We start from the raw sequence: 14,440 nt of genomic DNA, 5'->3' as shown, positions 1-14,440 counted from the left end.
TGACTATTGATAATTGATTTTTTTATGAAAGAACAATTAAAAAGTAGAACTAAAATATTTGCTAACAATTGTGTTAAAATTACGGGGTTATTACCAAATACGTACTTAGCCAATCATATAAAAGGACAGCTTATTAGATCTTCAACTTCGGTTGCTACCAATTATAGAGCAACTTTTATAGCACAATCTAAAGCTAGTTTTGTATCAAAAATCAGTATTGTCATTGAAGAAATAGATGAATCAAATTTTTGGCTAGAATTTGCATTAGATGAAAATTTAATTCAAAATAAAAACTTAGAATTTTTATGAAAAGAATCCAAAGAATTGACGGCAATCTTTATGGCTTCTAGAAAAACTGCAAGTACAAAATAATCAATTTTATATTACAAATATTCAATTTCACAAAATGGTAGATATCACACATAAAGTAACAACATTAAGAACGGCCGTAGCACAGGCTATTGTTAAAGTAAGCAAACCTGATACAATAAAGGCTATTGAAACTGACACCGTTCCAAAAGGAAATGTATTAGCTATGAGTAAGGCGGCAGGATTATTGGGAGTAAAACGTACGCCTGATATTTTACCCGATTGTCACCCCCTACCTATTGAATATACCAGCGTTTCCTATGAATTTGATGGTTTGAACATCAAGATTCTATTCACGGTGAAAACTATCTACAAAACAGGGGTTGAAGTTGAAGCTATGCATGGCGCTAGTGTGGTTGCACTAAATATGTACGACATGTTAAAGCCCATTGATAAAGGCATTGAAATACACGATATTAAATTACTCAATAAAAAAGGCGGTAAATCTGATTTTAGAGATAAGTTTAGAAAAGATTTGAACGCCGCAGTTGTGGTTTGCAGCGATACTATTTCGGCAGGTCACAAAGAAGACAAAGCAGGGAAAGCGATAATTAACAAACTGGAATCATGCGATGTGACTATTGCAGAATATGTCATCATTCCTGATGAAGCCCATGTCATTCAACAAAAGGCTAGGTCTTATCAAGAACAAGGTATTGACATGGTTATCTATACAGGGGGCACAGGCCTTTCGTGTAGAGATGTAACCCCCGAAGCCCTGTTGCCTATTTTAGAACGACGTATTCCTGGTATTGAAGAAGCCATTAGAAACTACGGCCAAGAACGCACGCCATTTTCAATGTTATCAAGAAGCGTTGCTGGAACCATTGCAGACACCTTAATACTTGCTCTACCAGGTTCTACTAATGGTGCCAAAGAGTCTATGGATGCTATATTCCCTGGAGTTTTACATAGTTTTAGAATTTTAAAAGGAGCTAGACACGATTGATAATTTGGTTAATGGTTATTAGTTATTGGTTATTGGTTTTAGTTGAAAAATAAAATGAAGAAAAATTTAAACATATTAAAAGACAGGTTTGACAGACAGCATACGTATCTGCGCATATCGCTTACAGAAAGGTGCAATTTACGCTGTACCTATTGCATGCCTACCGAAGGGGTACAGCTTTCTCCTAAAAGCCATTTAATGACCTATGAAGAAATCTATAGTATAGCCAAAACCTTTGTTCAACATGGTGTTACCAAAATTAGACTTACTGGAGGTGAACCTCTTATCAGAAAAGACATTCCCGTAATTTTAGAAAAATTAGCCACACTCCCTGTAGAGCTTTCTATTACCTCAAACGCCGTAATTATTGATAAGTTTATTGATATTTTAAAAACTCATAGGGTTAAAAAAATCAATGTAAGCTTAGATTCTTTAGATAAGGAGAAATTTAAGCATATTACCAGAAGACAAGAGTTTCAAAAAGTGTATAACAACATTTTATTACTAGTTAAAGAAGGTTTTAAAGTAAAAGTAAATGCGGTACTTATTAAGGATTTTAACGACAATGAGATTATCGATTTTATTAAATTGACGAAAGACTTACCTATTTCTATGCGCTTTATAGAGTTTATGCCGTTTGATGGCAACAAATGGGATATGAGCAAAATGGTTTCTTATGCTGATGTTATGAATCAAGTAAATACAGCCTTTACTCAAGATCAAATAGAACGTTTAAAAGATGCTCCTAACGATACGGCTAAGAACTACAAAATAAAAGATTACCAAGGAAGTTTTGCCATTATTAGCTCGGTAACCAATCCGTTTTGTGATTCATGCAACAGATTACGGCTTACCGCGAACGGGCAATTAAAAAACTGCCTATTCTCCTCTACTGAATCTGATTTGTTAACCACACTTAGAGCAGGAAAATCTATTGAACCTATTATTCAAAAAGCGGTGCTTGCCAAGCAGAAGATGAGAGGCGGCATGAATACTTTAAAGAAACTTCAGGAACCAAAATTTCATACCCAAAACAGAAATATGACGACGATTGGGGGTTAAATTCATGGTTTTTATTACATTTAGATTTAGAAAAGTTGACCATGACGCTTAATGTATTTGATTTTTTTAAGGACAATCCTAAGTACAATAAACTTATAGGAAATGACTATATGTTTGTTGAATATAAATGCCCTATTGACGTTGAGCAATTTAAACTTTGGACAGACATCCCTTTTATAACTTATGTTATTAGTGGTAAAAAGGACTGGACTTCTGTGAATAAAACATATCCTCTACATTCTGGTGATGCGCTTTTTTTAAGAAAAGGTGTATATAATACAAAACAATATTTTGAAGAAGATTACTGCACCATAGTATTTTTTATAACCGAAGATTTTATCCGAAAATTTATTTCGAGCAACGAAAACCTTATTAAAAAACCTTCTATCAGCAACGAAAACTCCCAAGTTTTTCCTATTGATGTTACAGATTCTTTAAACACTTTGTTTTTAAGTGTTTTTAATTACTTCAATATGGGTGGGGACATTCCAAAGGAATTGGTAGAAATAAAGTTTAATGAACTTCTTTTTAATATTGCACTCAACCCTTTAAATAAAGATTTGGTTACTTACTTTCATTCCTTAAAAAATATTGACAAAGCCAATATGTATGAGGTGATGATAAAGCATTTTCATAACGACTTACAACTGGATGAATTTGCCCGACTATCCGGACGAAGTCTCTCCTCTTTCAAAAGAGATTTTAAAGCACTTTTTAATGAAACTCCTGGCAAATGGCTTGCAGAAAAACGATTAGAATATGCTAAAACCTTATTACAAAACCCTAAGTTAAACATCAACGATATCTGTTATGAAAGTGGCTTTAAAAATACGTCTCATTTTAATAAGAGTTTTAAGCAGAAATATGGTGCACCTCCTTATCAATTTAGAAAAAGCATGAACTAGTTTTATAGCGTTGAACTTTAAAACAAACTTTTTGAACTTTTAAGAAAATCTTAGCCAAGCGTTTAGAAATACTTTTGACATATAACTTAAAACCAATATGTCATGAAAAAAGTATTTATGTTTTTGTATTCCATTGTTGCTTACTTAATAGGCTTTGCCTCTTTACTCTTATGGATTCTTTCTGTAAGTCACTTAGTTCCTGAAATCTCCATTGACCAAACACCAACTAAACCGTTGTTTTATGCCTTGATAAAAAACATGGCTCTTGTATCTCTATTTGGACTTCAGCATAGTATTATGGCAAGGCAATCATTTAAAACCCTATTTGCTAAATATTTCCCGAAACCTATAGAACGAAGTACCTATGTACTTATTTCTGGTGTATTATTAATGCTTTTAGTATTTCAATGGGAACCTATGGGTGGCAGTATATGGAGTTTTGAAAAAGATCAAACCTTATATTATATTGCTTATGTATTATTCTTCGCTGGGTGGATTATCTTATTTATAAGTACTTTTTTAATCAATCATTTTGATTTGTTTGGTCTTAGACAAACCTATCTTGAGCTCATCAATAAACCTTATACCAAATTACAATTTAAAGTGGTTTCTTTTTATAAGCACGTACGTCACCCGTTATATTTTGGTGGTATCATTGGCTTGTGGGCCACACCAACCATGACCGTAACACATCTTATTTTCGCATTAAGCCTCACCGCTTATTTCATTATTGGAACTTTATTTGAGGAACGCGACTTAAAAGAGGAATTTGGACAAACATATACAGACTATCAATCTAAAACTGGTATGCTTATACCTTTTACAAAATAAATAACTTAAAATATATTAGTCATGAAACACATACTCATAACCCTATGCTTTGCAACAGTATGGATTACAAATGCACAAAATCATGCCATTGCCCATGTTAGTACCTCTGAGCACATTGATTTACTCAAAACAAAAGCAAAGCGCACAACAGCGCATCACTCAAATCATTATTTTTATAGTATAGCTAGTGTTAATTCTTCAAAACCAGTAAAGCAGCTTCAAAATAAGATTATTGATTTCAATATAAGAACAACGCACGTCTTTGATAATTCAGAAGAGGCAACTTACGATATTCGTTTTAAAAACAGCAACGGTATAGCCTTAGTGACTTATAATAACGAAGGGATTCTAATTGCTTCAAAAGAAGTATATAAAAATATCAGTACACCACTTCCTATCAGAAAATTGATTTCTCAAGCATATCCACTATGGAACATTAAAAGTACCTTGTATACCGTACGCTACAATAAGCACCAACCATCTGCCAAATGCTTTACAGCAGTGGTAACAAAGGGCGATTTAAAAAAGACGATAAGCTTTAACTTATAAATTCACCTTTATAAAAATGGCTGTGTTCACACACAGCTATTTTTTATTGTTTTACCAAAACCTTTTTTTTAAAATTGCCTTTAGGTGCTTCGCAAAGCGAACATTCATACGTTTCTGGCAACTCTTCAAAAGGTGTATTAGGAGGAATATTTTGAGTAATATCTCCGTAATTTTCATTATACACGGTTAAGCAGTCTGAACATTGGTACACTTCCTCCTCAAATGCTTCTTTTTCTACCAGTTGTACTTCTTCCTCTTCTCGCTCTGTACCTAATTGTTCAAAGTATAACTGACTAAGTTCCATTAACAACCCAGGTAATTCCACCTTATCAACATCTTGAACATGCATGATATATTTTCGGGTATTAGGATCAAAGTTTTTAGCGTAAAGCAAATTATAGGTATCTCTCACTTTAAAACCTCCTTTTAACTCAGGCTGTCTGTTTTTTTCTATAACTATAGACGTAAAATTATAGGTATCGCTATCATAACTGGTTATACCAAAAGTTAAGCCATACGTACTAATATCGTTTTGATCAAAGTTTGTTACCAAGTATTTTTTTAAACTTAATGCATCTTTATCATTTACAGGAACATGCCAGTTCATTTCTAACATAGAATGACGCACATTAATACCAAACTTACCAAGCAGTTTCTCCCACTGTAACTTTGATTTTAAAGGAATTCCTTTCACGATAAACGATTTCCATGGTGTAATGGAAATTTTTCCTATTTTATTTTCTGAACACAACTCACACATGGCCTTTAAAAAGGGAATATCATAACGATTATTTCTCCAATACAGGCCTAACCAATACCTATCAGTTCCAATTCTGTTCATACCTTCGTAATAAGGAAAAGGATAAAATGGCACTTCTAAAGGCTTGTCTACCGTTCTGTTATTGGTATCGATAGCATCACTCACCAAATCAAAAACCATTTCAATAGTTTCGGGTTCTTCAATAAGAATGTTTTCAATAGCCTTTTCTATTTTATTCATGTCCCAGCTGTAAATTAACGCTGGATACATTTTGGTTTTATCCCAACCGGGAAGTCTTACATACAAATACCAGTAATCTTCATGCTCTGAAGCTATAAAATTAACATTACCTGTAAATAACGGTACCAAACGCTGCTTGGGGTCTGTAACATTAATTCGAAGTTTAGGATGATGTTTAAACTGCTCTAAAACATATAAATATTTGTCACTTGTAAGCCATGAGGTACTTGCTAAAATTTCAGCAGAAACGTATGAGGATGAAATATTTTCAACACCATCTTGTTTAGGCTTTACAAAACTAATTTTATCAAACTGGGAAAATTTACTTTCATCTATTTCCTCTGGAAAAATAATATCTTGTCTTGATCCAAAAGAAATAGAGTCTAAACCTAAATGTTCAGCAGCTTCACAAATATATTTCAATTCTCCTGGTGATAATACACCGCCGTTAATCATTAATCTATATGGCTCTACCATTACGCTAATACTTTTGAATTATGAAGAATTTCTCTCACTTCTGTTTTACAACTACCACAACCTAAGCCTGCTCCTGTTTTATTACAAAGTTCTGTAAAATCTGTGCAACCTTTTGCTATAGCATCTTGAATATTGCCTTCTCCAACTTGACTACACGAACATACCAACTTACCTAAAACTGGCGTGTCATTTGATGCGCCTCTAAGTAATTTATCTCTTTTGTCAGCCATTTCAATCTTGCTCTCAATCATGGTTTTAAATTCGGCAAATTCATTTTTATCACCCATTAAAACAGCTCCTAGCAATAAATCATCTTTTACAATGCATTTTTTATAATAACGCTTTTTGATATCTGTAAAGATAATTTCTTCATAGCTATCATCATGCTCTGGCACATTAATATCCCCTATACTACACAAACTTAAATCATTGAACTTAAGTATGTTCATTAAAACAGAACCATTATAAGCTACACTAATATCTCCAGCAATAAAATTGGCCAGTATATTAGCTTGTTCTTCAGCTGCCGATGTAATTCCGAAGAGTTGATTGTTAAACTCTGCTATTTCTCCAATGGCAAAAATATCTGGATGTGATGATTGTAAATGCTGATTTACAACAACCCCTCTTCTGCAAGAAATACCATTCTCTCTGGCTATTTCAACATTGGGAATGGTTCCAATAGCATAAACAATAGCGTTGGCCGTGATGAATTTTCCACTTTTTAGTGTGATGTTTAATTCACCTGTTTCATCATCGTCAAATACGGTACTTACCTCATTATCAAAATAAATTTGAATACCACGTTCTTGAACATCTAAGGCTAGCAACTTACTCGATATCTTATCTAACTGACGCTCCATTAAGCGTGAAGCTCTTTGAACAATGGTGATCTTAGCATTTTTGTGCTTCATAGCAGCAGCTAATTCTAAGCCCAATAAACCACCTCCAACAATAACTACATGTTGCTCTTCTGGAGGCAAACCTGTAGCATCTAAATACGCCTTGAAATCGTCTGCATCTTTTTTATTACGCATGGTAAAGCGTCCTGGTAAATCAATTTGAACATCACTAGGAATAAACGCTCTACTGCCTGTTGCCAATATCAATTTATCAAAACTGTGATTTTCATTATTAGTATCAGTTACTACTTTACTAACCTTATCAATCTTTGATATGGATGTTTCTGGATGCAGATGAATATTTAACTTACCCAGTTCTTTCTCTTTAATCTTTAATAATTGTTCCCAAGTTAATTCTTCGGTTACATATTCAGGAAGTAACACCCTATTGTAAAAAAGATTGGGTTCTTTAGAAAACACATGAATTTCATCAGCCTGATTGTATTCCCTGTAATTTTGAACAAACCTAAATGCCGCAGCACCAGCACCTACAATAATGATTTTTTCAACTTTCTTTTTGTATTTTGATACTGAAACTCTGGTAAACTTAAAATCGGGTTCTTTAGAAGTTGGATCTACATGCGTATTTGTTAAGTTATTGGCTCTGTTTAAATTACTTTGCAATTGTTTTCCCCAGTGCATAGGCAAAAACACAACGCCTTTTTTTATATTTTCTGTAACATTAGCACGCACGCGTACTACTCCATTTTCTCCTTTAATCTCTACAATATCACCGTCTTCAATCTTATATAAATAAGCATCAATAGGGTTTATTTCTAAAACGGGCTTAGGGTAATGGGTTTTTAATCGTGATACTTTACCGGTTTTTGTCATAGTATGCCATTGGTCTCTAACACGACCAGTGGTTAATATCAACGGAAAATCAGAATTTGGCTGTACTGATGTATTATATGTTTTACTTGGAACATTGAACTGTGCTTTTCCTGAAGGCGTATAGAATTTTTTATCTTCAAACAATCGGGCTGTTCCTTGATGTCTGTACTCTGGTACTGGCCATTGAAAAGTGCCTTCATTTTTCAGTCTGTCATAGTTGAGAAAAGACACGTCAATATTAGTTCCTTTGGTCATAGAAGCATACTCGTCATAAATCTCACTGGCATTATTAAAATTAAAACCTCTGTAGCCCATGCGCTCTGCAAAATCACAGAATATTTCTACATCGGGTCTAGCTTCGCCCGGCGCTTCTATCTCTTTTGGTAAATATGAAATCCGTCTTTCAGAATTTGTCATGGTACCTTCTTTCTCTAACCATGCGGCTGCAGGCAACACCAAATCGGCAAAATGCACCGTATCAGATTTATAAGAAATATCCTGAACCACTACAAACTTGGCATTCTTCATGGCTTTTTCAATACGGTTTGAATTTGGCAAACTAACCAACGGATTGGTGCAGGCTATCCAAACCGCTTTCAGTTTTCCACTTTCAAGGGCATCAAACATTTCAGTTGCTGTTAAGCCTGGTTTCGGATTTATTTTTCCTACTCCCCAAAACTGCGCTACTTCTCGGCGGTGTTCTTCATTCATCAAATCTTTGTGAACGGCTAATAAATTAGCCATGCCGCCTACTTCTCTACCTCCCATAGCATTGGGTTGTCCTGTAAGTGAGAACGGTCCTGAACCTGGTTTACCTACTTGACCTGTGATTAATGAAAGGTTTAATAAGGATACATTTTTATCTGTACCCACCACACTTTGATTTAATCCCATGGCCCACATACTGATAAAGCCTTTAGAAAGCCCAATATATTTTGCAGCCTTTTTAATATCATCTTCTGAAACGCCACATTGTTTGGAAGCTTCTTTTAAAGATGTAGATAAAATTAAACTTTTATACTCTTGAAAACCATCTGTATATTTTGAAATAAAACCTTCATCAATCAATCCGCTTTTGTATAAACAACGGCCAATGGCATTGTATAAAATAACATCGGTTCCTGGAAGTAATTGTAAGTGCAAATCTGCAAAATTCGCTGTATCAGTTTTTCTAGGATCTACAACTATTATTTTTACATGAGGGTTTTCTTCTTTATGTTTTTCAAGCCTTCTGAATAATATAGGATGACACCATGCTGGATTTGCTCCAGTAATTAAAAACGTGTCTGCCAATTCGATATCGGCGTATGAAATGGGAACACTATCTTCTCCAAAGGTTTTTTTATAGCCCACCACAGCAGAACTCATACAAAGTCTGGAATTGGTGTCAATATTATTAGTACCAATAAAACCTTTGGTTAGCTTGTTGGCTATATAGTATTCTTCGGTTAAACTTTGTCCTGACACGTAAAAACCAACGCTATCTGGCCCATGCTTTTTTATGATCGATTTAAAAACACTTGCAGCCCTATCTAAAGCATCATCCCAACTCACGCGCTCTCTAGGATGTGATCTGCTCCAACGCATTTCAGGGTATAAAATTCTATCTGAAGTATCATTAGCCACATAATGCAAGTTCATACCTTTTGAACATAACATCCCTTTGTTAACCGGGTGGTCTTTATCGCCCTCAACAAAAACCTTATTATTATTGTCTTTTTTTACAATAATTCCGCAGCCAACTCCGCAATAAGAACACGTTGTTTTTACTTCACTTTTAATCATTCAGACAAACTTTTATACTAAGTAATACAATATTATAACGAGAAACAAATGGTTCATTCATTATTCTGAATACTATAAAATTGATTCTCTATTTTCCAGATTTAATAAAAATCAATGTTTAAATTTAGCTTTTTACTTTTACTGGCACTAAGTCTTCTGCTCTAACATTTGCATCATTAGCGGCCACACTTTCATCTTCACTTGAAAAACGAATAGCTAAAGAAACTACCGCAGTTACAACCACTATGGCACCAATTATGAAATACCCACTAGACACTGCGGTAGCTGAAGCTGCAGATTGTGCAGCTTTTATGGCTTCTTCACCTAAACCCTGATTTGCTGCAATAGCTGTTTTTTCGGCTACAGCCGATTGTGATTTTAATAACATAGCAGCTAAAAATGCCCCTACATTACCTCCAGCCCCAACTATACCAGAAACAGATCCAATTGCTTTTTTGTTTATAAATGGCACCACAGAAAATGTAGCTCCCTCAGCCATTTGAACTGATAAACTAAATAATATTAAAAATGCGATACCAACAACAACACTAGTAGTTGTTGAGAAGGTCATCAACATAGCGCCTTGAACAGCAAGAATACCAGATAAGAACAATACTCTACCTCGTAACCCTTTTAATTTTCCAAATTTATCGCCAAAGAAACCACCTAAAGTTCTGGCAAATATATTCATAAGTGCAAAAGACAACACTATATTTCCAGCGGTTACACGCTCAAGCTGAAATGTATTTTGTAAATAATCATCCATAGTACCATATACCGTCAATTCAATACCAAAGCAAGAGGCATATACTAAAAATAATATCCATGTTCTATAATCTTTTAAAACGGTAGCAAAACCAACTTGATCTTTCTTCTTTTCTATTTCAATTCCTGAAGCTTTCAAATCTTTAAAATTGCCCTGAGGTGTATCTTGGGTGAAAAAATAATACACAATACCCATAACAAAACAAACTATACCCGCTATAACCATAGAGTATCTCCAGGCCTCTCCTTCGGCAACTCCAAAACCAACAACAGCGGCTGCAATAATTGGCATACCTAATCTATTGGCTCCTCCGCCAAGATTTCCCCAGCCTGCTGAAGTAGCATTAGCTGTCCCCACTATATTTGGCGCAAACATTAAAGAAGTGTGTACCTGAGTTATAACAAAAGAGGCGCCAATAAAACCAATAAACAATCTGCATGTTAAAAATTGTAACGGCGTTTGCACCAATCCACATAAAATTACAGGAATAGCGCCTAGCATAAGCAACCAAGTGTAACATAATCTTGGCCCATACTTATCACATAATTTACCAATAAGTAACCGGGCAAATACTGTTCCTGACACGGCAAGGATAATAGAATTCCATTTCTGGTCTGGCGTTAAACCCAAATCTTTAACCACATCTGGCATAAATGGTACTATACCAAACCATGCAAAAAAGCAAAGAAAAAAGGAAATGGCGGTAATCCAAAAGGTGCGTATTGAAACGTTTTTCAGATTTAACAAATTTAATGTTGTAGACTTAGTTTGTGCTGTAGTATTCATAATCAAGTACTTTTATACGTACAAATCTACGTATTAATACTTAATTTATGCTTACAAAAATTAAGTAAGTAGGAAAAAATGTGAGGTTGATAATTTTAGAAGTCTCATTTTAACTATTTGATAAAATATGATTTAAAATTAATGCGATTTTAAGAATTTAATGTTGTAAAAACTCTTGAATCATACGTAAACCTCCTTATTTTGGCAGTGACTTACTTAAAATTGACTAGAATACAAGGACAAATACATGCTTGATAAAAAAGTATTTGCTTAAAAAAAACAGAGAAGGTGAAGTTGATTAGATTAACTGAAATTCTTTGGCCTTATTACTAAGCTCCATTAAATTTTTAACATCCATTTTTTTCATGAGATTAAATCGATGTACTTCGGCTGTTCTTTTACTAATTTTTAATTCTTCAGCAATGTCTTTATTATTTTTTAACTGGAGCACCAAAGCCAATATTTGCTTTTCACGCTTAGTAAGCTTAAACGGATCTTCTTTTACTTCTACTTTTGCATCTACAGCGGTACTGGTATTACCATTTACAAAATTGTTCATGATAATAGCAGAAACATCACCTGTAAAATATTTACCTCCGGAAGCTACCTTATTCAAAGCTTTTAAAAACTCTTCCTTACTAGCTCCTTTCAACAAATACCCATCTGCTCCAGCTTGTATAGCTTGAATCACATATTCCTCTGAATCGTGCATAGATAGCACCAATGTTTTCACATCATGATAGTGCTTTTTAACCTCACCTACTACCTCAATACCATTCATTTCTGGCATCCTGATATCTACAATTAAAACATGAGGTCTATTTTTATCAACAATATCTATAGCCTCTTTTCCATTAGAAGCTTCATCAATAACCACGACACCTGATTGGTCTTCTAACAATGCTTTAATACCATCACGTACTAACACGTGATCATCAGCAAGTACAACATTTATTACATCCATACGGTTCAAATTATATCTGCAAAAGTAATAAAATTAAGTAATACTACTTATTTTATCTTTTAAGGGCTGTTACTTCTATCTCAATCAGCATGTTATCATTAGCTAATCCCGCAGAAATCATAGTTGCTGCTGGCTTTACCGTTCCAAAATATTTCTTTAAAACAGGCCAGCATTTCTTAAAATCATCAGCATTGGGTAAAATGTAAGAGACCCGTACAATATCCTGTAAAGAACTTTCTGCTTGTTCGAGTACCTCTTTAATGTTTAAAATGCATTGTTCGGTCTGCTTAACAATATCATTACTAATGGTCATATTAGTATAATTATACCCTGTTGTGCCAGACACAAACACCCAATCACCCTGAACAACAGCTCTTGAATATCCAATCTCCTTTTCAAATGTAGAGCCTGAACTAATTAATGTTCGTTGTGTTTTATTCATTTAAAGGAATATTAAGTGTTACACGTGTCCCTTTTCCTTCTTCAGACGTTAGAAACAAACGTCCTCCAATATAATTGATGCGCTCACGCATAAAGGTCATACCCATTCCTCCATCACCTGTTTTTATGCGCTTTATGGTCCTAGGATCAAACCCCTTACCATTATCATCAACTACCAAGCTCAATATATTTTTACTATGTGATAAGGATACAATGATATGCGTAGATTCAGCATACTTAATGGCATTATTTATGGCTTCTTGAGTGATACGATATATATTAATCTCAGTAAGTGAATCTAATCGTTGATTAAAGTCTGTTTTATTGAAAAATACAATTTCTTTTCCTGTAAGTCTGCTTAACTCATGTGTTAGCTTTATAATAGCTGGTACAATACCATGATCTGTTAGTTCTGGCGGTGTAAGATTAAAAGTTGCTGTTCTAACCCCTTTGATAATGTTTGACGTTAGCTCCTTTAAATGTTCAATTTTAGCAGCAGCTTTTTTTACATCATTGGCATCAATGCTTTCTAAGTTATATTTTAAACCAGTGAGCATTTGGCCAATGCCATCGTGAACATCTTTGGCTATCCTATTCTGTTCTTTCTCCTGATTTTCAATGATTTTACTTGAAATAATTTTCTGCTGACTCATCTTTTCCTCAAAGCTTTTTGTAGTCAACCTATCAATTTCAATTTGTGCTTTCTTTCGATCTGTTATTTCAGAGGCTATGATTAACAATTCAGATTTTTCTTCTGTTGGGGTATAAGGAATCATTGCTAACTCTAACCAAATATCTTTACCTTCTTTAGTTCCTGCTTTAACCTCACCTTGCCATCCCGTTTTTTTATGCTTCACTATCAAATCTTCAATAACCACTCTTTCATTTTCATTGGGAGAAATCACATTCCAAAACAACACATTATCATTAAATTTTGAATAATTAAATAACCTTGAAAATTTATTCCCCATATGTACCACACTCCCATTTGGTAAAATTCTGGCAAATAATAGAGTGTCATCCATGGCGCGACTTAAAGCTCTCAGCTCTCTAATAGATTTTTCTTTTGCTGCACTTAATATATCAGCATCAAAAGCCATTTTCTTAGCGCGACTTTCTGCCAACAACAAATCGGCCAGAATAGATTTTACCGATTTTGCCGCAGGCCAAAAAATGAATAAAAATTCACCCAACAAAATAATCAAGGTTAAAGCTGTAAGCCATAGCTCTAACTTTCTTAACCACTCTACTTTTTCATCGGCCTCTAAATCATATTGATTCACAATATCATCCATCAATGTCAAAAAAGCCGCTTCATGACTCGTTACCTTATTTATATCCGCCATGTAGGCCTCTAGCGGAAGCGGTGGTACGTTTTCAATCTTTTCAATAATAGCCTTAGAAGCCAAGCTAATGGTATCAAAAATAGGATTGATTAGTTTAAACTTTGAAGTTACTACCTTACTATTGGTTTTAGGTAACCCTAAACTATCATTGCCATACTGCAAGGCCACGTGCGACAATTCCCAAAGATGCAAGGTTTCTTTAATCTTATCTTTTAACTCAACCTTTCTTTGAAAATTGGTTTCTGAAGCAATTGAGACGATATCCTTAGTTAACTTCTGACTTAGCATACGTTGTCTCCCAGCTACATTTATAACCGTAGAGTCGCTCTCTTGCCTACTAAGATGTGTTCGTATTAAAATTTGACTTACTATAACTGATACCGCAATAGTACTTAAGGCAAGAACATATAAACTGCGTAATTTATCAAACGTACTTTGGTCTAATGAATTACTGTTTTTTGTCATTGGCCTACA

Annotated in this window: 12 protein-coding genes; 6 read left to right on the top strand and 6 right to left on the bottom strand. The window is 34.3% G+C overall.

Translation table 11 applies throughout. From position 1 onward, the window contains the following. Positions 1-24: 24 nt before the first annotated feature. From FGF67_RS13145 to FGF67_RS13120, 6 genes are all read left to right on the top strand, one after another. Positions 25-309, top strand: coding sequence for a four helix bundle protein (locus FGF67_RS13145; RefSeq protein ID WP_139698223.1), 285 nt, complete (start codon positions 25-27; stop codon positions 307-309). 97 nt (positions 310-406) lie between these two features. Then, complete coding sequence (gene moaCB, locus FGF67_RS13140; RefSeq protein ID WP_139698222.1) at positions 407-1,318, top strand: bifunctional molybdenum cofactor biosynthesis protein MoaC/MoaB; 912 nt, start codon at positions 407-409, stop codon at positions 1,316-1,318. Between the two features lie 54 nt (positions 1,319-1,372). Beyond that, on the top strand, positions 1,373-2,380 hold the full coding sequence (gene moaA / locus FGF67_RS13135; protein ID WP_139698221.1) for a GTP 3',8-cyclase MoaA: 1,008 nt from the start codon (positions 1,373-1,375) through the stop codon (positions 2,378-2,380). A gap of 41 nt (positions 2,381-2,421) precedes the next feature. Beyond that, positions 2,422-3,285, top strand: coding sequence for a helix-turn-helix domain-containing protein (locus FGF67_RS13130; RefSeq protein ID WP_139698220.1), 864 nt, complete (start codon positions 2,422-2,424; stop codon positions 3,283-3,285). Positions 3,286-3,387: 102 nt separating this feature from the next. Then, on the top strand, positions 3,388-4,116 hold the full coding sequence (locus FGF67_RS13125) for a methyltransferase family protein (protein ID WP_139698219.1): 729 nt from the start codon (positions 3,388-3,390) through the stop codon (positions 4,114-4,116). A 21-nt stretch (positions 4,117-4,137) separates the two neighbouring features. After that, complete coding sequence (locus FGF67_RS13120; protein WP_139698218.1) at positions 4,138-4,665, top strand: hypothetical protein; 528 nt, start codon at positions 4,138-4,140, stop codon at positions 4,663-4,665. Between the two features lie 43 nt (positions 4,666-4,708). Here FGF67_RS13120 and FGF67_RS13115 read toward each other — a convergent pair whose 3' ends face one another. From FGF67_RS13115 to FGF67_RS13090, 6 genes are all read right to left on the bottom strand, one after another. Beyond that, a complete protein-coding gene (locus tag FGF67_RS13115) occupies positions 4,709-6,142 on the bottom strand; it encodes a rubredoxin domain-containing protein (protein ID WP_139698217.1) in 1,434 nt (477 codons plus the stop codon). Further along, a complete protein-coding gene (locus tag FGF67_RS13110) occupies positions 6,142-9,663 on the bottom strand; it encodes a nitrate reductase (protein ID WP_139698216.1) in 3,522 nt (1,173 codons plus the stop codon). Before FGF67_RS13110 ends, FGF67_RS13115 begins: the two co-directional genes overlap by 1 nt. A gap of 124 nt (positions 9,664-9,787) precedes the next feature. Continuing rightward, entirely contained in the window at positions 9,788-11,215 is a 1,428-nt protein-coding gene (locus tag FGF67_RS13105; protein WP_139698215.1) for an MFS transporter, read from the bottom strand. A 298-nt stretch (positions 11,216-11,513) separates the two neighbouring features. Then, positions 11,514-12,179, bottom strand: a complete 666-nt coding sequence (locus tag FGF67_RS13100) for a response regulator transcription factor (protein WP_139698214.1) — start codon at positions 12,177-12,179, stop codon at positions 11,514-11,516. Positions 12,180-12,231: 52 nt separating this feature from the next. After that, positions 12,232-12,621, bottom strand: coding sequence for a RidA family protein (locus FGF67_RS13095; protein ID WP_139698213.1), 390 nt, complete (start codon positions 12,619-12,621; stop codon positions 12,232-12,234). Then, positions 12,614-14,431 (bottom strand): sensor histidine kinase, encoded by a 1,818-nt coding sequence (locus FGF67_RS13090; RefSeq protein ID WP_139698212.1) that lies wholly within the window; start codon positions 14,429-14,431, stop codon positions 12,614-12,616. Before FGF67_RS13090 ends, FGF67_RS13095 begins: the two co-directional genes overlap by 8 nt. Between the last annotated feature and the right edge of the window lie 9 nt (positions 14,432-14,440).

The sequence above is a fragment of the Allotamlana fucoidanivorans genome, assembly GCF_006265225.1.
Lineage (GTDB): Bacteria > Bacteroidota > Bacteroidia > Flavobacteriales > Flavobacteriaceae > Allotamlana > Allotamlana fucoidanivorans.
This window is presented reverse-complemented; position numbering and strand designations above follow the sequence as displayed.